Origin of the sequence: Pedobacter sp. Leaf170, assembly GCF_920984665.1 — a bacterium.
GTDB lineage: Bacteria > Bacteroidota > Bacteroidia > Sphingobacteriales > Sphingobacteriaceae > Pedobacter.
Window position 1 is genome coordinate 714725 of record NZ_CAKLBP010000001.1, and the last position, 26846, is coordinate 741570.

The 26846-nt window shown below is 34.5% G+C and carries 24 protein-coding genes and 2 tRNA genes; 15 read left to right on the forward strand and 11 right to left on the reverse strand.

Annotation, left to right across the window (positions count from 1 at the left end; genetic code table 11):
- The first annotated feature begins 419 nt into the window (after positions 1-419).
- The 5 genes from LUA90_RS03325 to rodA all read left to right on the forward strand — a co-directional run bounded on the left by LUA90_RS03325 (position 420) and on the right by rodA (position 6111).
- Positions 420-1442: a rod shape-determining protein gene (locus LUA90_RS03325; protein ID WP_039478263.1), complete on the forward strand. Its 1023-nt coding sequence runs from the start codon at positions 420-422 to the stop codon at positions 1440-1442.
- Positions 1443-1515: 73 nt separating this feature from the next.
- The gene (gene mreC / locus LUA90_RS03330; RefSeq protein WP_231462430.1) at positions 1516-2352 is read left to right on the forward strand and encodes a rod shape-determining protein MreC; all 837 of its coding nucleotides are present in this window, start codon (positions 1516-1518) and stop codon (positions 2350-2352) included.
- Entirely contained in the window at positions 2349-2864 is a 516-nt protein-coding gene (locus LUA90_RS03335; RefSeq protein WP_231462428.1) for a rod shape-determining protein MreD, read from the forward strand. The genes mreC and LUA90_RS03335 overlap by 4 nt, the downstream gene beginning before the upstream one ends.
- Complete coding sequence (gene mrdA / locus LUA90_RS03340) at positions 2864-4849, forward strand: penicillin-binding protein 2 (protein WP_231490157.1); 1986 nt, start codon at positions 2864-2866, stop codon at positions 4847-4849. Before LUA90_RS03335 ends, mrdA begins: the two co-directional genes overlap by 1 nt.
- Positions 4849-6111, forward strand: a complete 1263-nt coding sequence (rodA, locus tag LUA90_RS03345; protein ID WP_231462419.1) for a rod shape-determining protein RodA — start codon at positions 4849-4851, stop codon at positions 6109-6111. The genes mrdA and rodA overlap by 1 nt, the downstream gene beginning before the upstream one ends.
- 150 nt (positions 6112-6261) lie before the next feature.
- Here the strand turns inward: rodA and LUA90_RS03350 are convergent, their stop codons facing one another.
- Both LUA90_RS03350 and LUA90_RS03355 read right to left on the reverse strand, forming a co-directional pair.
- A complete protein-coding gene (locus LUA90_RS03350) occupies positions 6262-7410 on the reverse strand; it encodes a hypothetical protein (RefSeq protein ID WP_231490159.1) in 1149 nt (382 codons plus the stop codon).
- A gap of 140 nt (positions 7411-7550) precedes the next feature.
- A complete protein-coding gene (locus tag LUA90_RS03355; protein WP_231490160.1) occupies positions 7551-7814 on the reverse strand; it encodes a hypothetical protein in 264 nt (87 codons plus the stop codon).
- Positions 7815-8039: 225 nt separating this feature from the next.
- Here LUA90_RS03355 and LUA90_RS03360 point away from each other — a divergent pair, with 225 nt between their 5' ends.
- Both LUA90_RS03360 and LUA90_RS03365 read left to right on the forward strand, forming a co-directional pair.
- Entirely contained in the window at positions 8040-8621 is a 582-nt protein-coding gene (locus LUA90_RS03360; protein ID WP_231462413.1) for a thymidine kinase, read from the forward strand.
- 8 nt (positions 8622-8629) lie between these two features.
- Positions 8630-9433, forward strand: a complete 804-nt coding sequence (locus LUA90_RS03365) for an NAD(P)-binding domain-containing protein (protein WP_231490162.1) — start codon at positions 8630-8632, stop codon at positions 9431-9433.
- Positions 9434-9588: 155 nt separating this feature from the next.
- On the opposite strand, the gene LUA90_RS03370 is transcribed toward LUA90_RS03365, so the two are convergent.
- The 5 genes from LUA90_RS03370 to LUA90_RS03390 form a co-directional block, all read right to left on the reverse strand.
- A complete protein-coding gene (locus tag LUA90_RS03370) occupies positions 9589-12975 on the reverse strand; it encodes a DEAD/DEAH box helicase (protein ID WP_231462409.1) in 3387 nt (1128 codons plus the stop codon).
- Between the two features lie 216 nt (positions 12976-13191).
- A complete protein-coding gene (locus tag LUA90_RS03375; protein ID WP_231462397.1) occupies positions 13192-13659 on the reverse strand; it encodes a nucleoside triphosphate pyrophosphohydrolase family protein in 468 nt (155 codons plus the stop codon).
- A gap of 52 nt (positions 13660-13711) precedes the next feature.
- Positions 13712-14425 (reverse strand): LytTR family DNA-binding domain-containing protein, encoded by a 714-nt coding sequence (locus LUA90_RS03380; protein WP_231462389.1) that lies wholly within the window; start codon positions 14423-14425, stop codon positions 13712-13714.
- A gap of 2 nt (positions 14426-14427) precedes the next feature.
- Positions 14428-15435, reverse strand: a complete 1008-nt coding sequence (locus LUA90_RS03385; protein ID WP_231462387.1) for a sensor histidine kinase — start codon at positions 15433-15435, stop codon at positions 14428-14430.
- A 91-nt stretch (positions 15436-15526) separates the two neighbouring features.
- The gene (locus tag LUA90_RS03390; protein ID WP_231462385.1) at positions 15527-16009 is read right to left on the reverse strand and encodes a GNAT family N-acetyltransferase; all 483 of its coding nucleotides are present in this window, start codon (positions 16007-16009) and stop codon (positions 15527-15529) included.
- Positions 16010-16093: 84 nt separating this feature from the next.
- Here LUA90_RS03390 and LUA90_RS03395 point away from each other — a divergent pair, with 84 nt between their 5' ends.
- The 3 genes from LUA90_RS03395 to LUA90_RS03405 all read left to right on the forward strand — a co-directional run bounded on the left by LUA90_RS03395 (position 16094) and on the right by LUA90_RS03405 (position 17788).
- A complete protein-coding gene (locus tag LUA90_RS03395) occupies positions 16094-16735 on the forward strand; it encodes a DUF47 domain-containing protein (RefSeq protein WP_231490164.1) in 642 nt (213 codons plus the stop codon).
- Between the two features lie 92 nt (positions 16736-16827).
- Positions 16828-17124: a hypothetical protein gene (locus LUA90_RS03400; protein ID WP_231462372.1), complete on the forward strand. Its 297-nt coding sequence runs from the start codon at positions 16828-16830 to the stop codon at positions 17122-17124.
- 64 nt (positions 17125-17188) lie between these two features.
- Positions 17189-17788 carry a hypothetical protein gene (locus LUA90_RS03405; protein ID WP_231490166.1) on the forward strand — a complete coding sequence of 200 codons (600 nt, stop codon included), beginning with the start codon at positions 17189-17191 and terminating at the stop codon, positions 17786-17788.
- Between the two features lie 63 nt (positions 17789-17851).
- On the opposite strand, the gene LUA90_RS03410 is transcribed toward LUA90_RS03405, so the two are convergent.
- Positions 17852-19450, reverse strand: coding sequence for a S41 family peptidase (locus LUA90_RS03410; protein WP_231462330.1), 1599 nt, complete (start codon positions 19448-19450; stop codon positions 17852-17854).
- Between the two features lie 634 nt (positions 19451-20084).
- Between LUA90_RS03410 and LUA90_RS03415 the strand changes: the two genes are divergently transcribed.
- Positions 20085-20510 carry an SRPBCC domain-containing protein gene (locus tag LUA90_RS03415; protein WP_231462328.1) on the forward strand — a complete coding sequence of 142 codons (426 nt, stop codon included), beginning with the start codon at positions 20085-20087 and terminating at the stop codon, positions 20508-20510.
- A gap of 75 nt (positions 20511-20585) precedes the next feature.
- Here the strand turns inward: LUA90_RS03415 and LUA90_RS03420 are convergent.
- Together LUA90_RS03420 and LUA90_RS03425 are read right to left on the reverse strand one after the other, a co-directional pair.
- Positions 20586-20658: transfer RNA gene (locus LUA90_RS03420), tRNA-Phe, on the reverse strand.
- Between the two features lie 118 nt (positions 20659-20776).
- Positions 20777-20849: transfer RNA gene (locus tag LUA90_RS03425), tRNA-Phe, on the reverse strand.
- A gap of 219 nt (positions 20850-21068) precedes the next feature.
- Here LUA90_RS03425 and LUA90_RS03430 point away from each other — a divergent pair.
- Together LUA90_RS03430 and LUA90_RS03435 are read left to right on the forward strand one after the other, a co-directional pair.
- Entirely contained in the window at positions 21069-22370 is a 1302-nt protein-coding gene (locus LUA90_RS03430; RefSeq protein ID WP_231462326.1) for a 4Fe-4S dicluster domain-containing protein, read from the forward strand.
- A gap of 105 nt (positions 22371-22475) precedes the next feature.
- Positions 22476-23264, forward strand: a complete 789-nt coding sequence (locus LUA90_RS03435; protein WP_231462324.1) for a (Fe-S)-binding protein — start codon at positions 22476-22478, stop codon at positions 23262-23264.
- On the opposite strand, the gene LUA90_RS03440 is transcribed toward LUA90_RS03435, so the two are convergent.
- On the reverse strand, positions 23259-23753 hold the full coding sequence (locus tag LUA90_RS03440) for a hypothetical protein (protein WP_231462322.1): 495 nt from the start codon (positions 23751-23753) through the stop codon (positions 23259-23261). The genes LUA90_RS03435 and LUA90_RS03440 overlap by 6 nt on opposite strands.
- A gap of 51 nt (positions 23754-23804) precedes the next feature.
- Here LUA90_RS03440 and LUA90_RS03445 point away from each other — a divergent pair, with 51 nt between their 5' ends.
- Positions 23805-24284 carry an ABC transporter ATPase gene (locus tag LUA90_RS03445; protein ID WP_231462315.1) on the forward strand — a complete coding sequence of 160 codons (480 nt, stop codon included), beginning with the start codon at positions 23805-23807 and terminating at the stop codon, positions 24282-24284.
- Positions 24285-24417: 133 nt separating this feature from the next.
- Positions 24418-26835 (forward strand): AsmA-like C-terminal region-containing protein, encoded by a 2418-nt coding sequence (locus LUA90_RS03450; protein ID WP_231462306.1) that lies wholly within the window; start codon positions 24418-24420, stop codon positions 26833-26835.
- Positions 26836-26846 lie beyond the last annotated feature (11 nt).

Genomic DNA, 26846 nt, shown 5'->3' on the forward strand with positions numbered 1-26846 from the left:
AGCTTAAAATGACTGTCATCCTGAGTTTGTCGAAGGACAATAGTTAGAAGTTTAATAAAGGGTTAAAACTTAAAGGCCTAAGGGTTACATGCTCCTCATTACGGAGGCACAATAGTTTTTATAGAAGCGTAGGAATTTTTGCAACGGCAAACCCGAGTAAAATAGACCCGATTGCAGTGGAAATATTTTTTGATTTGCAGGTCTTCCATAAGTTCAGCCTGACTAACACAAAAAGATTGGAACAAAAAGCGGGACTGGTTTAACCTAAGAATTACCGCTTTTGATTTTCAATAAATATTTTAATTGCAACAAAATCAATTAAATGAAGAATGAAAATAAAACATAAAACAATAAAAATCCTATTTTTACATTAGGAATAGTATAGATTTAAACAAAATTAAAATAAAGACACCTTTTACATGGGATTATTTAACTGGTTTACGCAAGAAGTTGCCATTGATTTAGGCACTGCGAATACCCTGATTATACATAACGACAAAGTTGTGGTAGATGAGCCATCTATTGTAGCTTTTGATCGTACTACAAATAAAGTAATTGCAATTGGCCGTCAGGCGATGCAAATGGAGGGTAAAACCCACGATAATATTAAAACCGTTCGCCCATTAAAAGATGGTGTTATTGCCGATTTCAACGCTGCTGAAGCAATGATTAAAGGTATGATTAGAATGTTGAACGGTGGTAAAGGCTGGATGTTTCCATCATTACGAATGGTAATATGTATTCCATCGGGTATAACCGAAGTTGAGAAACGTGCCGTACGTGACTCTGCAGAAATTGCCGGTGCTAAAGAAGTTTACTTAATACATGAGCCGATGGCTGCTGCAGTTGGTATTGGTATTGATGTAGAAGAACCGATGGGTAATATGATTATTGATATCGGTGGTGGGACAACTGAAATTGCAGTTATCGCTTTATCTGGTATTGTTTGCGATCAATCTATCCGCGTTGCGGGAGATAACTTCGACTCCGATATTGTAAACTACATCCGTCGTCAGCATAATATTATGATTGGTGACCGTACCGCTGAGAAAATTAAAATTGAAGTTGGTGCAGCGCTACCTGAATTGCAAGATGCGCCTTCTGATTTCGCGGTTCAAGGTCGAGATTTAATGACGGGCGTACCTAAGCAAATTACGGTTTCTTATACTGAAATTGCGCACTGTTTAGATAAATCGATTTCGAAGATTGAAGAAGCAATTTTAAAAGCTTTAGAAATTACTCCTCCGGAATTATCGGCAGATATTTACCAAACCGGCATATATTTAACCGGTGGTGGTGCATTATTAAGAGGCTTAGATAAACGCGTTGCCGCAAAAACTAAATTACCTGTTCACGTTGCAGAAGATCCACTTCGTGCTGTAGTACGTGGTACTGGTATTGCCCTTAAAAATATTGGTGGTTATAAATTCTTAATGCAGTAATCAGGTTTTACGTTGTAAGTTTTGCGTTCTACGTTATCAACTTACAACGTATTACCTTTAACTTATAACATAAATGCGTAACCTTTGGACTTTCATAAGCAGATATAACGCATTCTTCCTGTTCATTATTTTTTTTGTTATAGGGATTTACCTTACCATTAAAAATAATGCTTATCCACGCAGTGTAACCTTAAATTCATCTAACGAAGTTGTTGGAAATGCTTATGAGCAATTAAATGTGCTTAAAAGATACCTAAACCTTGGAATGGTAAATGATAGTCTTGCCGCTGAAAACGCAAAATTAAAATCGCAATTATTGGCTCTAACAACTATCGATTCTGCAAAAGATGTGAAGGTTAACGATACGCTTACCAACCAGCAATACACTTACCTTGCAGCAAAGGTTGTTAAAAACTCCATCACACTTAGAAATAACGTAATGACTATTAATAAAGGTTCAGTAGATGGTATTGAAACTGGAATGGCAGTTATTTCTCCCCAAAAAGGTGTAGTCGGATTTATCAGAGATGTTTCATTGCATTTAGCAACCATTCAATCCTTATTGCATAAAGACACTAAAATTAGTGTAACCATTAAAAAAAGTAATGCATTGGGCTCTTTGGTTTGGGGCGATAATAACTTCGACATCAGGAAAGCATTTATTAAAGAAGTGCCAAACCATATTAAGATGAACGTTGGTGATACAATAGTTACATCGGGTTTTGGAAAATTTCCGGCTGGTGTTCCTGTTGGTAGATTAAGTAAAACCGGTGTGGCAACTAATGATAATTTTTTATCGGGCGAACTGAGCTTATTTAACGATTTTGGTACATTACAGTATGTTTACGTTATTAAAAACAAATTGGCAAAAGAACAAGAAATTTTAGAAAACCCTGTTACTCCGAAATGAACAGCAGATTAATTATAGTAAACCTAATCAGGTGGTTCATCCTTTTATTTGTGCAGATATTTCTGCTTAAAAACATGGGCTTTTATGATTTATCTACGCCTTTTATTTACGTTTTGTTTATTCTTTTGCTGCCATTTGGCATCCCGAACATATTGTTGTATGCCTTAGCTTTTGCCACAGGTTTAACACTCGATGCTTTTTATGACACCATGGGCGTACATGCAACAGCTTGTACGGTAATGGCTTTTGTTAGAATATCTTTTATTTCAATCAGTTTAAACCGCGACGCTATTGACGATCCGGAACCATCACTAAGCTATATGGGCTTTCAATGGTTTGCGTTATATGCCTTTCTTTGTGTAGTATCGCACCATTTGGTTTTATTCTTTTTAGAAACATTTAAGCTAACTGAAATTAACTACACATTAATGAGATGCGGCTTAAGTTGTATATTTACGCTACTCATTATTTTACTTGTAGAGTTTATTTTCTATAAAAGAACATCTCGCTAATGGAGCAATTATTTAACAGGAAGTATATTATTCAAGGCTTATTTATTGTAGTTGCCCTAATTCTTCTGGCAAAGCTTTTTTATATACAAATTGTTAGTGATAAAGCATTCGTTTCGGCAGAAAGTAATGTATTAAAGAAAAAGTTTAAATACCCGGCTCGTGGTGCAATTCTGGATAGAACTGGTAAAGTTATCGTACAAAACGAGCCTGTTTACGATTTAATGGTTATACCTAATGAAGTTAAAGCTTTTGATACACTTGCACTTGCTAATGCATTAGAAATTTCGCTTGCAGATGCCCGCAAATTTATGCGCAAAGCGAGGGCGAAATCGCCATACCAGGCTACGCCTTTTGTAAAGCAAATCTCTGTTCAAAGTTATGCTCGTTTGCAAGAAATTATGTACCGCTTTCCGGGCTTTTCTACGCAAGACAGAACCATTCGCCACTATCCTGATAGCGTAGGCGGACAATTATTTGGTTATGTAAAAGAGGTTAGTCAATTAGATATTGAAAAATCAGAAAACTATTACCGCTCTGGAGATTACATTGGAAAAAGTGGCTTAGAACGTTCTTACGAAGAGGTTTTGAGAGGAGAAAGAGGTGTTGTAAATACGATTTATGACGTTCATAATACACCTCAAGGCAGTTATGCTGATGGTAAATATGATATTAATGCCATAGCTGGAGAACGTTTAATTTCAGGAATCGACATTCAGGTGCAAAAGCTTGGCGAAGAGTTAATGCAAAATAAAGTGGGTGCTATCGTTGCCATTGAGCCATCATCCGGTGAAATTATATCGATGGTAAGTAGCCCGGGTTACGACCCAAACTTATTAGTTGGTAAAGATCAAGGAAATCATTATATGGATTTAATTGGTAATCCATATCGACCATCGCTTGTGCGACCAATTCAAGGTTATTATCCTCCGGGTTCTGCTTTTAAACCCATTGATGCTTTAATTGGTTTGCAGGAAGGTGTTATCGACCCAAATACTACATTCTTTTGTCCACATTATTATCAGGCAGGAAATAGAAAAATTAAATGTGAGCACTTTGATGGTTCAATAAGTTTAAGGCGAGGTATTGCCAGATCTTGTAATACCTATTTCTGTTATGTTTTTCAAAAACTGATAACTAAAAATGGGATGAAAAATCAGCGTCAAACTTATCAGGAATGGCGGGATAAAGTGTCTAAATTCGGTTTTGGTGTTAAATTGGATATAGATTTACCTTTTGAAAAGAAGGGATATTTCTACAACAGCGACCATTACGATAAACTTTATGGCAAAAGATGGGGCTACACTAACGTGATTTCTCAGGCTATTGGCCAGGGAGAAATTACAGCTACCCCACTTCAAATTGCCAATGCAATGGCTGTAATTGCTAATCGTGGATATTACATAAAGCCGCACTTAATTAAAGCCATAGGCGATAGAATTAAAAAAGAATATGTTGAGAAAAACTACGTTGGCGTAGATGCAAAACATTTTGAACCGGTTATAGATGGAATGCAGGATGCAGTAAATACTTCGTGGGGTACGGCAGTACTTTCTCGCATACCAAATATTTTAATGTGTGGTAAAACCGGAACAGTGCAAAACTCAAGAGGAAAAAATCACTCTGTATTTATTGGTTTTGCGCCTCGTGATAATCCTAAAATTGCCATTGCTGTAATTGTAGAAAATGCTGGTTATGGCAGTACATACGCTGCTCCAATAGCGAGTTATATGGTAGAAAAATATATCACCAGACAGGTTTCCGGTGCAAGGGCTAATCAGGTAGAATGGATGAAAAGCCAGAATTTACTACCATTGATAATTGATAAATCAAAGAAACCTAAATTAACCAAAGCCGATAGTCTTTCTATTAAAAAGGCCGATTCTGCCAAAAGGATTCAAGATAGTATTCGCATAAAATCAGCTTCATCAAAAGAAGTGATTTCGGTACAATTAAATAAAAAAACAAAAATAAATACCAATAAATAATGCAACAGCAGGGCAATCGCTTCTTTTTTAATGTAGATTGGATATCGGTGTTAATCTACATCTGCTTGTGCGCAATCGGCTTTGTAAATATTTATGCATCTATACCGCATCCAGAAAATTCTTCTGCCTTTGATTTTGGAAGCAGTTATGGTAAGCAACTGATTTACATCATAACCGGTTTAATATTAGGTTTATCTATTCTACTTTTTGATGGCAGATTGTTTAATGTTTTTTCTCCATTTGTATATGGAGGCACATTATTATTGCTAGTTGTTGTTTTGTTTGTAGGAAGAAATGTAGGAGGAAACCAAGCCTGGATACCATTAGGCTCTTTCAGGTTACAACCTTCAGAATTTGCAAAGTTTGGAACAGCACTATTTTTAGCGAGATATGTAAGCTCATTTAATCCAAAATTCAGAGATTTTAAATCGATATTTTTTGCTGCAATAATTGTTTTAGCACCTCTGGCCTTAATTATGCTTCAGCCAGATACCGGTTCGGCACTTGTATTTTTAGCCTTTATGTTTCCACTGTATCGCGAAGGTTTGTCTGGTTATTTTCTATTAATATTTTTAGGAATGATTGTACTTTTCGTGGCCGACTTTTTGGTTCCAAGTGCAATATTAATTGGAATTATAATCGCCGTTGCCGGATTATTTATTTATGCTAATAAGCGAAAACAAACCATAATTATAACTACAGTTATGGTTACCGTGATTGCAATAGCCTACCTGTTTTTGGTAAAAGTTGCCTTCAATAATATTTTGGCACCGCATCAGCGTACTCGTATTGAGCTAATGCTCGGATTAAAAACAGATAATAAAGGTGCCGGGTATAATGTAATTCAATCGCAAATTGCTATTGGCTCCGGACAAGCAACCGGAAGGGGCTTTTTGCAAGGTACGCAAACAAAATATGGCTATGTGCCCGCTCAAAGTACAGATTTTATCTTCTCTACAGTTGGTGAAGAATGGGGATTTGTTGGCTGTTTTGTTATTATTGGCTTGTTTATTTTTTTATTATTGAGGTTAATAAATCTTGCCGAGCGACAGCGCTCTACTTTCTCCAGGGTTTACGGATATAGTGTTGCTTGCATTCTATTTTTCCACGTATTTATTAATATTGGTATGACGATTGGAATAATCCCCGTAATTGGCATTCCATTACCTTTTATAAGCTATGGAGGTTCTTCTCTGTGGAGTTTTACAATCTTACTTTTTATTTTTCTTAAGCTGGATTCGAACAGAATGGGATTTATTTAATCTGTTATGAGTTTTCTACTTATAAATTAACTGTTATAAGTTGCCTTTTGTGATGCTCTACCCAGGATAATGTTGGATTATAATTATTTTTACTGCATTTTTTATAGTTAATGCTCTACTCCTAAACGGGTCCAAAACAGACAACTGAACCTAACTAAACCTTCTGTTTAACAATTCATAAAACTGATCTACCGTTGCTTGCTTTGCAGCCCAATTATTTTTGCCGGCATAGTTATTCTGTAAAAAACTATCAGCTGATTCAAAATTTGGCATTTTATTTACGATATCAATAGCTTCAGAATAAGCAAGGTTGTAGCCTCCAAATAAATCCTTAATAAATAAAAGCTTTTCGTTTAAGTTTATAGCCTGTTTCAAATCCAAAACTGGTGCCTTTGCTGGTTCTGCTTGCTGATTTGTTTTTGCCAAAAGATCATTCAATGTAGGTGTTTTTACTTCCTCAACTGGTTTAGGTTTTACCGGAACCGCTTGCGGAAAGAATGCAGGCTTTTCTTCAACTGCCGGAGAAATGATTGAATCGTCAAACAATTCTACTGGCTTAAATGCTTCAATTGGTTTTTCTACATGCGGTTCTTCTGCTACAGTTTCAATTTCTGGAGGTGTTTCAACAGGTTCATCATGTGGCATTAAGAAAGGTTCAGGACCAACCTCATCCTCATCTCCACCAGTAGGCTCATCAACTTGTTGCTCATCTTTTTCATGAATACGTTTCTTTTGCGCTAAAATCTCTTCTTCAGCTCTGCTTAATGGTCTGTCGAAAATCTCATCTGTCGATTTTTGTTCATAATCAAATTTATCATCAGAACTATGATTATTCAAAACAAACTCAAAAGTATTCTCTTCATTATCAGGCTTAAAGAAATTCTGACTTAAAATTTCATCAGCCTTTTCTTCATGAATTTTCTCCTCATCAATAATTTCCTGCTCAGGTTGAATATCTACACGTTCTTCTTCTTCCTCAGCAGTAATAACTTCAGGTAACTCAGCAGGGTCAAAACATTCCTCAGCTTCTTTATAGCTTTTTACGTCAGGCAGAATTATCGTATTTTGCTCATTTAAAAGAAGTGACGAATCTGTTTCAATAAAAGTAGGAGAAGGCTCAGTGTGGTTTAGCTTTTTTATAATTCGAACATGGTCGGCCAAAAAATCGGCATTAGCTAAGAAAAGTTCAACCTCAAGTTCATTTAGCTTTTCAGGATTTTGGCCTAAAAATTCGTACTGTTCATTAAGTTCTGCTAAAATGCTTCCTATCTTTCTGAATATATCTTGTTGATTCATCATAAACTATAAACGATTTTTTAACTGATTTATGTTTGTAACTAAACGTTCAAAAATAACACTTAATTAATGATAACGAAGCGTTATATTTAAAAATCAAGCATTAGAAAGAAACACAACCAGATTTCGAATTTGTTTTATATTTATTTATAAGAATTATTTTCATGTGTTGCAGAAATAGCATGTTCAACATTTTTTTCTAATGTTTTCTTCCCGTTATTCCAGGTTTGAGGTGATGCTAAATCTTCAATAATATGTTCGTACTGTATTGGTAGTTCTGGTAAAACATGCTCAAAATCTTTAAGGTCATTTACAAATTTAAACGAGTTCATGTCACCATATCCCCTAAGTTGTTTTACCTTCAACAATAAGTTATCTAAAGTCTGTAGTTTATCGCTATTCTCCATAAATGGGCTTAAAATGTAATATAAATCGATTAACGTTAGGCATTTTGTTGGCGATTTACGCAAATGATTAGTCCTTAGATTTTCAGAAATTTATTTTTTGAACGATTATTGCAACCATATTACAAAAGCAATTTTCTGATTAATTGGCAACTGGCTTCTTATCGATTCAGATATTTTAATAACTTTGAAACTCATTTAAATAAATCTAAGCGCATATATTAAACCATGTTATTTAGCGAACAAAATTTTAGAAGAAGGGGCGAATTTTCGGGCAGTATTGAAGTTGTTTGCGGTTCGATGTTTTCAGGAAAAACGGAAGAATTGTTAAGAAGGTTAAAAAGAGCGCAGATTGCAAAATTAAACGTAGAAATTTTTAAACCACGAACGGATACACGCTACCACGATTCTGCAGTCGTATCTCATGATTTAAATTCAATCAATTCAACACCTGTAGATAATGCCTCGGCAATTTTGCTGCTTGGAACAAATACGCAAGTGGTTGGTATTGATGAAGCACAGTTTTTTGATGATGAACTGCCTGCTGTTTGTAATAAACTTGCAATGAGAGGAATAAGGGTTATTGTTGCCGGTTTAGATATGGATTTTACAGGTAAACCTTTCGGTCCAATGCCTGCATTGATGGCCATAGCAGAACATGTAACTAAAGTAAATGCGGTTTGTGTGTGCTGTGGAAATCCTGCACTTTATAGTTATAGAACTGTTGAAGATGAATCGACTGTTTTACTCGGCGAAAAAGAGAGCTACGAACCACGCTGTAGAGCTTGTTACTATACAGATAAAAGCTAAGTACCCTTATGCAATCTACACCGTTTAAAAATATTTCTATTTTAGGTTGTGGCTGGTTTGGTTTTGCATTTGCAAAAAAGCTGGTTGAATTAGGTTTTGCTGTAAAGGGCTCTACCACTACGAAAGAAAAGTTGGAGTTATTATCTGCTGAAAAGATTAAGCCTTATCTGGTAAATTTTACAGCAGAACATATAGAGGCAGCCGAAGATTTTTTTGAAGCTGATGCCTTATTCATCTGTATTCCACCGAAACGAAATTCTTTGGAATTAAATGATTACCCGAATAAAATTAAACTTATTCTCGAATCAGCGAAGCATAAAGTTAAAAATGTAATTTTGGTTAGTTCTACCAGCGTTTATGGCGATGAAAACAAAACCCTAAACGAAAATGATGATACACATCCAGATACAGATTCAGGGAAAGTAGTTTTACAAGGCGAGCAGATTATTCGACATGTTTATCCATCCAATTTCACCATAATTCGTTTTGCGGGATTATTTGGCCCGGAGCGCAACCCAGGTAGATTTTTTGCAGGTAAAACTGCAGTGCCAAATGGTTTAGCACCAGTAAATTTAATTCATCAAGATGATGCAGTTGGTATTGCTTTGGCAATTATACAAAAGCAAGCTTTCGGCAGAATTTACAATGCTTGTGCACCGCAGCACCCATCAAGAAAAACATTTTACACTAAGGCAGCTACAGATACAGGTTTACAAATACCAGGATTTCTGGAAGAAAAAACCGATTGGAAAATTATCGAAAGTGTAAATGTTCCAAGATTTTTGAAATATGATTTCAAGGTTGGAATTTAATTAAACCGAAAAGACTACCAATCCAACTCCTGTTTTTTAACAAATTGTAGCGGCTTATTAAATATGGTTTACTGTTGTCTTGCAAACTCAAACTGCATTCAGGCATAAGCCTATAATTCCTAACAAAACAAAATAAAATTTGAAAGGGAAAAGTATTAACTCAACAAACCGAGCAAGTCTTTTTTCGTTAAACCTTTGAAAAAACTACCATCGCTTTGAATTAAATTTTTAACCAAATCCTTTTTAACTGCCTGCAGTTTCATAATCTTTTCTTCAATAGTATCTGGACAAATTAAACGTACAGCCATTACATTTTTATGTTGCCCGATGCGGTAAGCCCTATCAATAGCCTGGTTTTCTACTGCCGGATTCCACCATGGGTCTACTAAATATACATAATCTGCCTCAGTTAAATTTAAACCAGTACCGCCGGCCTTTAAACTGATTAGAAATACCGGAATTGAACTATTCGACTGGAAATCCCTCACCACTTCTTCCCTATTTTTTGTTTGCCCGGTTAAATATTGAAATTTAACACCCTTCTCAATCAATCTACGCTTGATTAAATCCAGCATACCTACAAATTGAGAAAAGATTAATATTTTATGGTTTTGAGCTTTGCCCTCAATTTGCTCAACCAGTACATCAATTTTCGAAGAAGCCTGGACGTAAGATTTACCATCAGCAAGTAAAGCTGCCGAGTTGCAAATCTGCCTTAAACGGGTAATACTTTTTAGCACATGCATAGAACTTTTTGGCAATTCATCTTCGGCTTTGCCTAAAATATAATCCTGAATTTCTTTTTTGTTTGCCTCGTAAACCTCTCTTTGCTCTGCACCCATTTCGCAATAAAGTACTATTTCCGTTTTGTCTGGAAGTTCTTTGGCAACCTGCTCTTTGGTTCGCCTTAAAATAAATGGTTTAATTTTATTTTGAAGTTCTTTAGCCCTTTTACTATCCTTAAACTGGTCTATCGGTGTAGAATATAAATCGGCAAACTGTTGTTTGCTACCAAATAAACCCGGACAAGCAAAGGATAACTGTCCGTATAAATCGAAAGTATTATTCTCTATCGGTGTGCCCGTAATGGCAACCTTATTTCTGGATTGCAACATTCTAACGGTTTTGTAGCGCTGCGATTCAGGGTTTTTAATATTTTGAGATTCATCCAGAAAGATATAATTAAAGCGAAAATCTTTAAGGAAACGAATATCAGAAAGTAATGTTCCGTATGATGTTAAAACAACTTCAAAATCATCAAAATCGGTTGTTACCCTGGTACGTTCATTGCCATAAATGGTTTTTACTTTGATAGATGGCGCAAACTTTTCAATCTCGGCTTTCCAGTTAAAAATTAAAGACGCAGGTACAATAACAAGATTTACATTTTCTTGTACTTTTTCTCGTTGTGATAAAATGAAAGCGATAATTTGTATGGTTTTACCCAAGCCCATATCATCTGCCAATATGGAACCGAAATTAAAATCATCAAGAAAATTTAACCAGTTTAAACCTTCATGCTGGTAAGGACGTAGTTTGGCATTAAGCTGTTTGGGAATTTCTACAGGTTGAATATGCTCTGGCCCGTTAAACTTTTCTTTTAATAGTTTTATTTCGTTTATTACATTTCCATCCAGCAATGCTTCTTCGTATAAATCATTTATCGAAGCAAATTTTATTTTTGGGGTCAGCAAAGCATCGTCGGTAATTTCGGCAGCATTAAAATAACTGGTAAATTTTTCAATCCATTCCTGTGGCAAAATACCCGTTGTACCATCATCCAGCGTAACAAATTTGCTTTTGTTACGTATTGATTTATGGAGGTATTTAAGTGCAACGTTTTGCTTTCCGAATTTAACTTTAACTTTGGTTTCAAACCAATCTGTTCCGCTTAAAACCTCAATATTTATATCTGGTTTATGCTCATTAAGTTTATTGTTTTTGAGTTGGTTGAAACCTAAAATATGAATATCCTTTTTTCGCCAGGTATCAAAAGCATCTAAAAACCAAAGCTCTTCTAAAAAACGTTTTCTGTGTAAATAATAAGAATCGTTGGTTTCCTGATCGTAAAAATATGGATGTTGCCTTATAATATCTGCCGTAAACTGAAGTTCTGCCTCTTCATCCCGATGCAAGGTAAAAACGTTACCAAATTTATCCTGCGCCTGAATTTTTTTCTTCGATAGAACCGGAATCTCCATATTGCCGTACTTCATTACGGGAGTAATCAATATATAATCTTCAGATTCTGAAAGATAAACAAGCTTTTCGTTTTCCAAATCGAATCCTTTTTCTTCAATTTGTTTTGGCGTTGCAGGTTTTAGGTATGAATAATCTACGTGTATATTTCCTTCTAAGGGGATGAGGATATTTCGCTGAAATTCTTCGTATTTATTTTTATGAATAACCAGGCGATTACTTTGTTTAATAAAAAAATTAATTACCCTAACATAATGTGCTTTATGAATTAAGTATAGATGGTTATTAAGCTGCACAAAATATTGGTATTTAATGGCTAAAGCATCTAACTGATAATCGTTTCCGTTAATAAACAAACGCCCGGTAATTTCGAAAAAATCGTCTTTTTGATTAACCTGGAGCCGCAAATCCATTTCGAGTAAATGAAGATGGAAAGGCACTATTGATGAAGCCTGAAGGTTTGCAGAAAGTTTATCATCATGTAAATAAACCGGAATATTTAATGGATTTTTAGCAACAGCGGCCAGGGCTTCCAGCTCAATATCGATTTGCTCAGTAGCATAGTTTTGATGAAATCTGCTCAGTCCACCGAAATATTTGAGTGCTTCGCTTTGCTCCGTTTTAAAAATTAAATCAGCAGGATTTACCGCCTTAAACGGATTTTTAACTTTTCCGCTTTTTGTGATTTCGGTTTCAAATAAATTTAAGGTTAGGTTGCCATAGTAGCGGTGCGGACTAAAAACAAGGATGAGATTGCCACTAACAGGCTTTAAATTTTTTGAAGCAAAATTATTCTTATCTGAAGGAAGTAAAACCGATTGTAAGTTTTGCTGCATTTCTGCACTAAAGCCTTGTAAAGCTTTATTTTTGGGTTTTATCTGCAGGCTTTCATTTTCAATTTTTAAATCGAAAAATTCATCCAGATTCGCTTCGTTTTCCAGGCCGTAATCTTCAGCAATTTTAACTAATTTTTGTTTACGCAAAACATCATCAAAGAAAATGCGCAAATCATCAAACTTTAAAATATTATATAAAACCTGTGCCTGATGGCTGCAAAGTTTAGTTTTTGGTGTTTCGCACCTGCAGGTAAGTTTAACAGAATATTCATTTTGCTGAACCAACACAATTAGAAAATCATTAGCGGTTGGCAAGCTAAAGGCTGCAAAATTCAACTCTATTTGTTCCGGCTTTATGTTGTAAAAACCCTTGGCATCGGTAAATATTTGCTGGTTTAAATGCTTTAAAATAAGGGTTTGACTGAGGTTTTTGAGGTTGAAATCTGATAAAACATAATCACAAAAACTCGCTTCCCTTTCCTCACTTCCGATATTATTTTGCTGCATTTAATGGTTAAATATTAAGAAAATAAAAGTAAGATTTTTTAGCGCTTTATTAAAGCATTAACCTTGGAAAGAAGTTTATTATGAATTTTTTGCCTATTCTATTTAAAGATAGATGCAAATAAAAAAACCAGAATTGATTTTAGCCTTTAAAGAGTAAAAATCAATTCTGGTTAAATATCTTAAACAGTAGATTAAGCTAGCACTGATAAAGGATTTTTAAACCAATAAGCTTTTTAAATCCGCTGGAGAATAATTTATAGATTTTAAGGTTTTATCGTCTGCTTTTCTGAAAACCAAAAACAATCCATCAACTTCTTTATAGTAAGATTCTGTATTATCTTTATCCAAATAAAACTGAATGGTCTGTTCGGCTTCTTCTACCGTTTTACAAGCCTTACTCATGTTAGAGCGATGTACTTCATCAAAAAGTGCTTTAAACCTATTACCTAAGCCAAACTCGTGGATTGCACCTGCCAAAACATACTGTAAATCGCAAAGTGCATCAGCAACTTCAACTAAATCATCATTATCTACAGCTTCCTGCAACTCCTTTAATTCTTCCGCTAAAAGCGATATCCTCAAATTAGCACGTTGTTTGGAAGGGATAACCGGTGTTTCTAAAATAGGATGTTTAAAGGTAGTATGAAATTCTGCAACCTGATTTAATGAATTCGTTTCCTGCATGGTAATTGTTTGGTTTAATTGTAGGCTGCAAACTTAAAAAATCTTTCTCACATCACTTCCCTTCGCGTATAATTTTAAAAAATCCTTCGCGGTAAGTATCTCCTATCGGGATAGATTGGTCGTTAATGTAAAGTGCATTACCATCAACCATTTTTATTTTTTCGAGTGAAATAATGTAAGATTTATGAACACGGTAAAATGGCGGTTGTGGCAATTGGGTTTCTAATTCTCTAAGTGATTGATAGGTCACGATTCTTTGGTTGGCGGTGTAAACCGATACATAATTCTTTAATCCTTCTATGTAAAGAATTTCGTTATAGTTTACTTTGATAAACTTATTTTTGGTATCGCCTTTAATAAATATAAAATCGCTGGCAGCAGTTGGTGCATTTAAAATTTCTACCTGCGTAGGCGAAATAATTTGCTGTGCTTTTAACGATGCCTTGTAAAACCGCTCATAAGAAATCGGTTTAAGCAAATAATCAACCACATCAAACTCAAAACCATCAAGCGCATATTCTGGATAAGCAGTGGTTAGAATTACCTTGCATTTATCGCCACAAATTTTCATGAACTGTATTCCTGTTAATTCTGGCATTTGAATGTCCAGAAACACCAGATCGACCAAACCATTTTGAACCATGTTTAAAGCCTCAAAAGCATTGGTTGTGGTGCCAACAAGCTCTAAAAAAGGTGTTTTAGAAATAAACGTAGCAATTATATCTGATGCATAAGATTCATCATCAACAGCAAGGCAGCGGATCATAGTTAAAGGTTTATAATTAATGTTGCTTTATAAGTATTTCCATTGTTCGCAATTAGCAAATCATGTTTATCAGGGTAAATTAAATCTAACCTACGATGAATATTTACTAACCCAATGCCGCTGGTATGATCTTTTTGCGCATGGCTGATTTTATTACTCACTTCAAAACTTAACCTTTTTTGATAAACTTTTAAACGCACTCTTATTGGATGTTTTTCATCATTTAACACACCATGCTTAAATGCATTTTCTAAAAAGGGAATCAACATTAAAGCTGCAATTTTTTGTTCCTCTATTCCTTCCGCTTTAAAATCTACATAAAAATTAGGTTCAAATCGCATGCGGAAGAGTTCAATGTAGCTTTCCAGGTAATCAACTTCTTTGCTTAAACTAACTTTGCCATCCGGACTATCATTTAAAGTATAGCGCATTAAATCTGATAACCTAAGTACCGCATTAGCTAATTTATCTGAAACGGGAATCGCCAGCGAGTATACGTAATTTAAGGTATTGTATAAAAAATGTGGATTAATTTGCGATTTTAAAAAAGCTAATTCTGATTTTACCACCTCATCTTTCAGCTTTCTGTTTGCAATTTCAGTTCTAAAATTTTGCTGTATCGCATAAACCGCAGCCGGAACAACAAGAAATGCAATGCTGTAATAAATATTATCGGATATATATTTTGAGACAGGTGTATCATCCGAATAATTTTTCATACCGAACCATTCGAAATATAATATTTGCTCAATTAGATATCTCATGGAAATGAATATGGCAACTGTAAAAAGGATTCCGGCAATTAACTGAAATATCTTCTCACGCTTTAAAAAGCTGGGATAAAGCCACAAATAGCAAATATAAAATTCAACAATTTGTATAAAATTCATTGATATGTCAAATGCAGATTGCCTTAACGTAACACCTTTGATTAGTGCTTCACCATAAAAATAAGCCAACACAGCTATCCAGCATATAAAGTGTATAACAATGGTTCTGATTTTTCTCATATGGTAAAACTAGATAAAGTAATTCGCCTGATATATTTTGTTATGCAAAACGGCTCAAAAATTATCCCAACAGGTTGTTTACAACGATAAACTATAGAACCAGCAACATCCATACATTGCAGGCAAAGTGCCCAGAATTGCCTAAAGGACTAGCCAAATTTTTAAATCCAGCTTTCTCGTACATACCAATTGCTGTATTTAATTCGGGGAAAGATTCAAGGTAAACTTCATTGTAGCCGAAGTGCTGAGCTGATTCAATACTTTTTTCCATCAGCATTTTTCCAATACCTTTACCTCTTGATGCTGCAGAGACATAAAATTTTACCAGTTCTACGCAACCATCAGGTAAACCATCGGTTGGGTAAATGCCACATCCACCTAAAATTACACCATCTTCTTCGGCGAGCCAATAAACTGAACCTTCTTTCTCAAATAACTCATAAAGTGAATCTGTTGTCGGGTCGGTATATACTGTGCCAGGTTTATCAATCTTAAATTCTCTAAAAATAACTCTAATTACTTCTGCAATAATCGGATTATCTTTTCGCTCTATTTTTCTGATGGTTATTGACATTCTACAACAAATTTTGGGATATAACGCTTTGACAACATTCTGTTAACAATACAAAGGTACATTTACTTATATTTTATTTTATTTATGAATCAGATTTTTAGTTTATTTATACCCAAAGACAGAACATTCCAGCCGCTATTTGAAACAGGTGCAAAAAATTTGATTAATATTTCAGAAGCATTGGTTTTATATCTGCGCTCTAAAGACCAATCGGTTAAAGACAGGCTCTCTAAAGAAATAAAAAACATGGAAGCGGTTGGCGATAAGGCAACTAACACCATCTACGATGAGCTGAATAACAATTTTATTGTTCCGTTTGATAGACAAGACGTACATGCATTGGCTACAAGTATCGATGATATAGCCGATGAAATCCTTTCCATCCTGACGAAAATTGAGCTTTATCAATTAATCGACTTCAAAGAGCCAATTGTAAAATTTGCAGAAATCATTTGTAAAATGTGCACTATTCTTTCAGTTTCCATTAATGAAATTAAGGATTTTAAGAACAAACAGATAATTATCGATATCTGTACCGATATTAAACAATTAGAAAATAAAGCAGACAGGCTTTATGAACAATCAATTTCTATATTGTTCGAAAGTGAATTTGATGCAATCACGTTAATCAGGCAATCGGAGGTTTTGGCTCTATTTGAAAAAACAGCCGATAAATGCGGCGACTTAGCCATAACTATTGAAACAATTTTCCTTAAAAACGCCTAGTTTATACACTTTTCAAAATACTATTCTTTTAAATAGATTGTAAAATATCAAAACAAAAGACACGTAAAAACCTTTTGATATAAAAAGGTATTATGGAAAATCAAGATAAAAACCAAAATCCAAAAGCTGAACAGGATCCTCAGTCTTTAGTAGAAACTATTATTCCTTCAACATCAACAGAAGAAAGTAAAACGACTGAAGTGAAACACAAAATCACTTTAGAAACGCCAAAAACAGGTGCTGATGATGAAAATGTAAATAAAGAGGATGAAAACGATGCTGCAAACAAGAATAGCGAGCCAGAAAGCGCTAAACAAGAAGTTGAATCGGCAGATAATAAAGATGTTGATGATGATGAAGGCGATAAGATAGAAACCGTTGCTCCATAAAGTATTTGGCGAGATAATTGTTATATCGCTAAAATAATCTTACTTACTTGGTATTATGACACACATGAAAAAAACACTATTTTTTTGCCTTCTAACCATTACGATTTTTGGTTGCGGCATTAATAAACAGGCTCAGCAAATTAAAGCTTTAGAAGCCTGTACCTACAAAATAAAGAATGTAAATTCAATTACTTTAGCCGGTACTGATTTAAGCAAGCTCCTTAACCAACAAGATTTTAATATTGCAAGCCTGCCTGGCGTTGCTTTAGGTTTATTGAGAAAAGATATTCCACTCAGAGCAAACCTTAATCTTGAAATTACTAATCCATCTACAAACTTAGCTGCAATAAATCAGTTTGAATATAAAATATTGGTTAACAACACCGATTTAGCAGAAGGAATAGTAAACCAGCCGGTTAGCATTCCGCAAGGTCAAACCGTTATGGTTCCTGTACAAATGGGAAGCAATATTTATGGATTAATATCAAGCGGAAATGTTTTAAGCGACATTATTAAAGCAGCGCAAAAAGGCGCTAAAAACGATGATAAGCTTGGTTTATTGACGATAAAAATTAAGCCGACATTTATGATTGGCAACACACCAGTTAAATATCCTGGCTACATTGCCATTAATAAAGACATTAGCAATAAAATATTATTGTAAAATAAAGTCACGTGTAGATGCAAAGCCTCCAAAATTTAAATAATTATGGAGGCTTTTGTATGCTTAAAACTTTTTAGACGGTTCTTTAACCATTCCTTTAAAGCCGCTCTGGTCTAATTGTTCAGAAACCAATTTAATTTCAGCTGATGATAACCTTTGTAAACTTGTTGTAGAATTTGCCCCTAGTGTAGCTGATTTAGCTGCCGTGGTTACAAAACTCCCGGTTCTTGCGTAAGTTAGCGCAAGGTTAAGTAAACTTTCACTTGCATCGCCCCAATCTTTCGTTAAGTCTTCGTAAGCTTCTTTATCTACCGCCAAACCCGAATAATAACCTCCAACACCTAATTGGTTCTTTGTTTCAAATTCTGGAATATACATTTCAACCTTATCAATTTTAATAGGGAAAAAACCAACAGGCTTACCATAAGTTTGTGTACCTATTAATTTTACATCCATAACCGGTTTCAAGCAATTAATGGTTAATTCGCTTGCGGATGCAGTTGCTTCGGTAACAATAAAATATACTCTGTTCAAATTTAATGAACCTGATTTTGCAAAACGCTCAATGTTATCTGCAGAAGTTGATGAATAATCTAAATCGGCATAGGTTGCATATTTACCATTTACGCCTCCTGTAAAACTTTGTATTTTACCTTGCGCATCGAGGAGTGGTTGATGCGATATAACCGTTGCTTTCTTCTGCTCCTTAGTTAAGTTATTTAACCCTTGCAGGTATGAATTATAATAAGAAGTATACATTACATTTCCATTCTGGCCAGATGGAGCCAGTATATCTATAATTTGAGTTGCAGTGCTCACATAACCGCCACCATTGTAGCGCAAATCTACAATTACTTCTGTTACGCCTTGTGTTGCAAAATTTGCAAATGTTGAGTTTATTGCAGCTGTAACATTGTTTGTATAACTGTTAAATACTACATAACCTACTTTTTTTGTCCCAACGGTATAAACGTTTGTAAACAGAATTGGATTTAAAGTATAGGTAGATTTTGAAACTGTAACGCTTTTACTAACGCCAGCTAAATCTGTAAAGGTTAAATTAATCGAAGCAGCAGTTCCAAATAATGCATCATTTAAAAAAGCCACATTACCTGAGCTGTAAGAGATATTTGTTCGACCATTTATTGCGGTTATTCTGCATCCTCTTGTTAATCCCTGTGCACTGGCTGGCGAATTTGGATAAACATATTTAATGCGTAAATCTGGAATGGTGTTGTACAAAACAGAAAAACCAAAATCATTTTCTGTACCATTTAAATCTGCCTTAAGTGCAGCGGTTTTTCCTGTTGCACCATAATCAAAAAATGAATATTTGGGAGAGGTGCTATTCGCAACATATTCATAAGGCAAACCTGTATCCGGATTTTTAGAATACTGCGTTATAGCGAACAGTTCAGTTTCATTACTACTAAAACTTCTTGGTTTAAATACTTCGTAAGTTGGCAACGAAGTATTCCAATAATAAAGTTCTTTAGCGTATAGAAAAATTGAATCTTTAGTAAGTTCATCCCGGGTACCTACCGGATTTACGGGTGTGGGCGGTACAACATCTGGCGAAGTGCTGTTTTTTTTACAAGCAGAAACCAAAATAAGGCCAAACAACACTGTTGATACTAGTGGTTTGATACAGAAATTTTTCATAAAAAATTGATTTCCAAAGGGATTTAATATAAATACGAATAAATAGGAACAATAGTTTACCTAAATGAGCGATTTATTAAATATACGCAATATTATACTTTTTAAGTATGCATATGTTTTGTAAAGTTTATTTCAAAAACACCAAAAAAGCCTCTCATTGCTGAAAGGCCTTTTCTGTAATAATACAGGATGGGATGTTAAATTCTTCTATTTTTAGAACCGACTTATTTTAATAAGCCTTTATAAACATTAATTGCTTTATAAAAAAACTGATTGCTCAAACAAAGTATTTTAAAAGTTATAATCTATTCAATCCTTATCTAAATAAACAGGTTCGAATTGAACGATTATAAAGAGCGCTATATTAATTTAATGATGTGAATTTATTTAAAAGTAGCTTGTTAAAATAACAAAGTAGATGAAATGCCTGAAATAATCGATATACTTATTTCTGTAACTAATGGATAATTAAATATACAAAAAATATTTGTTTTTAATACTAATCAAACGTTTGTTTTACAATTAGAAGTAAATTTTGCATTACAATTTCAACTCATATTTTTAAGCTTTACAACTTTAATGTTTATTATATTTATATAGATATTTAACTGGGAATAATAAAATTGGAGAAACTATGGAAAAATTACAATTCGTAAAACAGATTAAAGCAAGTCCGGAAAAGGTTTGGAACATCTTATTTGGAGAAAAAACTTACAGTTTATGGACCACTCCTTTTGCCGAAAACTCAACAGTTGATACTGATTGGCAAAAAGGCAGCAAGGCTATTTTTGGAGATGGAACAGGCAATGGCATGATTGCGAGAATTAAGGAAAATATCCGCAATGAATATTTATCTATAGAACATCTTGGCGAAATTAAAGAAGGTAAGGAAGATTACGACAATAATTGGAGTGGCACCTTAGAAAATTACACTTTAGAAGCCACTGATGGTGGAACACTTTTAAAAATAGACATGGGCGTAGAAGATGAATGGAAACCTTATTTTAACGAAACCTGGCCAAAAGCCTTAGATAAAGTTGCTGAATTAGCGGAAGCTTAGATGAGCCAAAAATAATGGTTGATAAATTTGTTTTAAAACAAAAAGCCTTTCATTGCTGAAAGGCTTTTTAGGAAGTGGTGCCACCTGGATTCGAACCAGGGACACAAGGATTTTCAGTCCTTTGCTCTACCGACTGAGCTATGGCACCTCCCGTTTGGGATTGCAAATGTAATATTCTTTTTTTCAAATCCAAGAATGCTTTTGCAAAAAATAACATTCTTTAATTCAAAATAAAAAAGCCTTTTATTTCTAAAAGGCTTTTGAAGTGGTGCCACCTGGATTCGAACCAGGGACACAAGGATTTTCAGTCCTTTGCTCTACCGACTGAGCTATGGCACCTCCCGTTTGGGATTGCAAATGTAGTGTTCTTTTTCCAAAAGCAAAATTTTTTTTTCAAAAACAAGCTCGCTAGCTGATTATCAATAAATTAATTTTTTTAAGCTTAAAATATATTTCGCTTTTAATAATTTAGAATAAATACAAACTGAAGTTTTTTTATGCATGCATAACAATTAATTTAAATTAAATATCCTAATTTAGCGCAACAATCCTAACTACATGGTGAGCCAAATCTTATTTCTTGCACTTACTGTTGCTGCAATAGCCCTTTTTACGGTTAATATGCGCAAAATTATCCGCAACATTCGTTTGGGTAAAGCTGTTGATCGAAATGATCAGCCACAAAAAAGATTGATGACCATGTTACGCGTAGCTTTTGGTCAGTCTAAAATGGTTGTAAAACCTATACCTGCATTTCTACACTTCTTCGTTTATATTGGTTTTGTTATCATCAATATAGAAGTATTAGAAATAATGATTGATGGCTTATTCGGCACACACAGAATTTTTCATGGTTTGGGCGGTTTATATAATTTCTTAATCGGTTCTTTCGAAATACTTGCCTTTACCGTTTGGTTAGCTTGTATCATCTTTTTTATCAGAAGAAATGTTTTAAACCTGAAACGCTTTAAAGGTGTTGAAATGACTAGTTGGCCAAAATCTGATGCCAATTACATTCTAATCACAGAGGTTTTGTTAATGACGGCTTTTCTGTTGATGAATGCAGCAGATGCAAAATTGCAGTTGTTAGGTTACGACCATTATGTATCTGCAGGCTCATTTCCTATCAGTCAGTTTTTGGTAAATTTACTGCCAAATTCCACTCAATCTCTTGTAATGATTGAAAGAAGTACCTGGTGGTTTCACATCATCGGCATTTTGGCCTTTTTAAATTACTTACCATATTCAAAACACTTTCACATACTATTCGCATTCCCAAATACGTATTATTCAAATCTAAATCCAAAAGGAGAATTTACAAACATGGCTTCTGTTACCAATGAAGTTAAAGCCATGCTCGACCCTTCATTTGTTCCGGCAGAAACCGAAGCTGGTAAGTTCGGCGCTAAAGATGCTACCGATTTAAATTGGGTAAACCTGATGAATGCCTATACTTGTACAGAATGTGGCCGCTGTACCTCAGTTTGTCCGGCTAATATAACAGGCAAGTTATTGTCGCCACGCAAAATTATGATGGATACCCGCGACAGAATTACTGAAATCGGGAAGAATATTGATAAACACGGAGCAGAGCATCAGGATGGAAAATCTTTATTGGATGATTATATTACCAGAGAAGAAATCTGGGCATGCACAAGTTGTAACGCATGTGTTCAGGCTTGCCCGGTAAACATCGATCCGCTACAAATTATTACTGAATTAAGGCGTTTTGCAGTGATGGAAGAATCTCAGGCACCAGGTAGCATTAATACAATGATGGGCAATATTGAAAACAATCAGGCACCCTGGAAATATTCTCCTGCTGACCGTTTTAATTGGGCAGAAGAAAATAATGGTTGAGGTTGAAACCAAAGTTAAAGATTAAAGAAAACGCTTAATACGTTATTTTCATCACGTCTTGATACTTGATACCTAATACTTGATACTAAATAGAACAGACAAAAAATGGAATTTAAAGTACCAACAATGGCCGAGTTAATGGCTGCAGGAGAAGAACCAGAAATATTATTTTGGGTGGGTTGTGCCGGGAGTTATGATGAACGGGCACAAAAAATCACACGTGATATTTGCAAGATCCTTCATCATGTTGGTATAAAATATGCAGTTTTAGGTACCGAAGAAAGCTGTACAGGCGACCCTGCAAAAAGAGCTGGCAATGAGTTTTTATTCCAGATGCAGGCCATGACAAATATTGAGGTTTTGAATGCCTACAATATCAAAAAAATTGTAACGGGTTGCCCGCATTGTTTCAATACCATTAAAAATGAATATCCGGGTTTGGGTGGAACTTATGATGTTATTCACCACACACAACTTATTCAGGATTTAATTAATGAAGGTAAATTAAAAGCTGAAGGCGGCGAAAGTTTCAAAGGCAAAAAAATTACTTATCATGATCCTTGCTATCTTGGCAGAGGAAACGGAATTTACGAAGCGCCCAGAAAAGCGCTTGAAGTTTTAGATGCACAGCTAGTAGAAATGAAACGTTGTAAAAGTAACGGTTTATGCTGCGGAGCAGGTGGTGCACAAATGTTTAAAGAACCAGAAAAAGGCAACAAAGACATTAATGTAGAGCGTATTGATGAAGCTTTGGAAACCAACCCACAAGTGATAGCTGCAGGTTGCCCATTCTGCATGACCATGTTAAGCGATGGAATCAAGTTAAAAGATAAAGAACAAGAGGTAAAAGTATTGGATATCGCTGAAATTACTGCAAGAGCAAACGGCTTATAATTTACTTTCCTTTAATTGAATAGTTTTGTTGGGCCCGATTCGGGTCAGGCTTTCTCTTATTTGATTTAAATCCTCGGCTTCAATATTTTTTAATGGAATTACTATACTCGCTGCCATCGAATCAACATCTCCTGCCCTATCATTATAAGTCTGAACAATTACATCATCGCTTTTTGTTCGCAAATATAATTTACCGGCTGTTGATGTTCCCAAATAATCCAAATCTTTAAATTTGGCAAGTTTAAATGCAAAGTATTCTACCTTTCCACTGTTAAAGTAACGCTTATATCTGCAAAAACCGTTGTTAGTAACATTTAGCTCGTACTTCTTTATCGTGCTACTTTCCTGCGCAAAATCATAGTGTTCTGTAAAGCTCTTTTGCAAATAATTTACGTATTCATCAACCGAATCTACTGATGAAAAAGCATATAAAAACATACATAGAATAGGAATACACAATAATCGCAAGCAGAATGTAAACTTTTTCATAGGGGTAGCGTTTTGATGAAAGCAAGTTAATTAAATTGATAAATTTGTAATATGATTTTTTCTCCACAATCAAGAGTTTGGATATACCAGAGCAACCGTAAATTAACATCGATTGAAGAAAGAGAAATTCTTCAAAAACTTGAGGCCTTTACCAGTCAGTGGAAAGCTCACGGCAACGAATTAATGGCAAAAGCCGAAATTCGCTACGGTTATTTTATTATTTTAATTGTTGATGAAGCCCAGGCAGGTATTACAGGTTGCTCAATAGACAGCTCTGTAAGAATCATTAAAGATATTGAGCAAACCCATGGGATTGATTTGTTCAATCGTTTCAATATAGCTTACAAGCTTGATGATGTGGTGCACGTTCAAGGCAAAGAAGATTTTGAAACTTTGGTAAACATTAAAAATGTAACACCAGAAACAATTGTTTTTAATAACATGGTTCAATCCTTGCAAGAACTAGAAACTAAATGGGAAATTCCCTTTAAAAACAGCTGGCATGCCCAGGTTTTTGCTCACCTACTTTAAAAATAATTCTATTCAACTTCACAGATATTTCGTAAAAAACTAATCCTCAATAAAATAAGAGGTTAATTTTATGTTAAATGCCAAAACAATTTGATTGGTTAAATCATTATATTGGTTAAATCAAACAATATCTATGGCACGCTGGTTAAAAATCTCCCTAAAAATAGTTTCAGCAATATTTATTTTAATCATTTTAACCTGGTTGGCCAGTGCATTTTACATCAGCAGAAATAAGAAAGAAATCTTAAGTTCCATTTTAGGGAAACTAAATAAAAACTTAAATGGAGAAATTACCGCAACCGGTATGGAACCCACATTACTTAAGAGTTTTCCCGGCGTATCAGTTTCTTTAAATGGTGTTTTATTACGAGATAGTTTATACAATCAGCACAAACACGATTTATTAAAAGCACAGGATATTGATGTTTCTTTAAACGTGCTATCTTTAATTGTAGGCGACGTAAACATTAATCAAATTGCCATCAATAATGCTTCCATTTACATTTATACCGATACTAACGGATATAGTAATACAAGTATTTTTAAAAGTAAAGCTACAAAAACAGAAAAAACTGATTCTAAAACACCAGATTTTGCGGTGCGAAAAATAGACTTAAACAAAGTAAACTTAGTAATTGAGAACAAGAAAAGATTTAAGCTGTTCAATTTCAATATCGACCAGGTTCAGGGCAGATTAAAATATCCTGATAGTGGCTGGACTGGTAAAATACGTTTACGAACAATGGTAAATAGCTTTGCTTTTAATACGCGAAAAGGCAGTTTCTTGAAAGATAAAGTTTTAGATGGGACACTTTCTGCACATTATAGTCGCAAAGACGATGCAGTTATATTAGAGCCTGAAATATTGAAAATTGGGGAGCATCCTTTTAAAATTGGTGCAAGGATAGATTTAGCTAAAGCTGGCTTTAACATTAGCATTGCAGTTGACCAAATCTTATTTAAAGATGTTGCTATGCTGCTTTCGCCAAATATTTCATCAAAACTTTTAAAATTTGGAATTGAAAAACCAATTGACATTAGAGGAAACATAATTGATGATGGTTCTGGGAAATATGGCGATCCGTTAATAAAAGTGGGAATTAAAGTTCGGGATAATGTAGTTAGTATACCCGCCGGGCAATTAACGGCGGCAAATTTTGATGGTTCATTTACCAATCAAGATACCCTTGGCGGTATAATAGGTGACGAGAATTCTTCTATCAAGTTCCATAACTTAACCGCTAAATATTTTAATGCACCTTTAAAAATAGACAGTTTTACTGTTAACAATTTAGCCAGACCTATTGCTACCGGATTGGTAACATCGCAATTTCCATTAACTAACCTAAATAATTCTATAGGAACTAACGATTTTGAGTTTAAAAACGGAACAGCCGATGTAAAACTGTATTGCAAAGCAGATATTGATAATTTTCGGTTTACAAAGCCAGTTGTTTCTGGCGCCATAAAAATCGCTAATGCTGATATTCTTTACATCCCACGCAAACTCCATTTAATAAAAAGTGCGCTTAACATCAATTTCAATCAAAATAATTTAATAATAAATAATGGCCATTTTCAACTTGGTAAAAGTGAATTAAACGTTAATTGCAATATTGCTAATTTTGCAAATTTATATTATACCGACCCTGAGAAAATTGTGGTTAACCTGAGCATGTATAGCCCACAATTATATTTAAATGAGTTTTTACCTTTTTTAGGACCAAGAACTGTAAAGAAGAAAAGTAAATCTACAGGCGGCATGAAAACGGCTTCTAAAGAATTAAGTAATGTTTTAGAGCTATCTAAAATGAATATTCAACTTAAAGTTGATAAAGCTATCTATGATAAATTTACTGCCAAAAATTTAAATGCGGATGTTTCACTTAGAGGTTCGGGCATTTACTTCAATAAAATTAGTGTAGCGCATGCTGGTGGTTTACTAACTTTAGATGGAAACATTATTCAGGAAACAGGCTCAAATGTTTTTAAAATCAACTCAAAAATCAGCCACGTTAGCGTAAAGGATTTTTTCTATTCATTTGATAACTTTGGCCAAAACACAATAACGAACAAAAACCTGCAAGGCTATCTATCATCCTTAGTAAATATTTCTGGCAGAATCTCTCACGCTGGAAAAATTCTTCCCCGTTCTATAAACGGAAAAGTGGCTTTCAATCTAAAAAATGCAGCTTTAGTTAATTTCGAACCAATGGTTAAAGTGGGCAAATTTGCTTTTGCTAACCGTAATTTATCTGATGTAAGAATTAATAATTTAGATGGAACATTGATTGTGAAAGGTGATAAAGTAGAAATTAAGCCAATGCAAATTAATTCCAGTGCATTAAACTTTAATGTAAAAGGCATATATGCGCTAAACACCGGAACAAATGTAGAGATGGATATTCCCTTAAGAAATCCAAAAGGCGACGAAAACTTAACCAATAAAGAGAAACGCGAAGCCAGAATGAAAGGAATAGTACTTCACCTAAAAGCTATAGACGATGAGAAAGGTGGAATAAAAATCAGATGGAATAAAGAGCACGATTAATCTTACATATT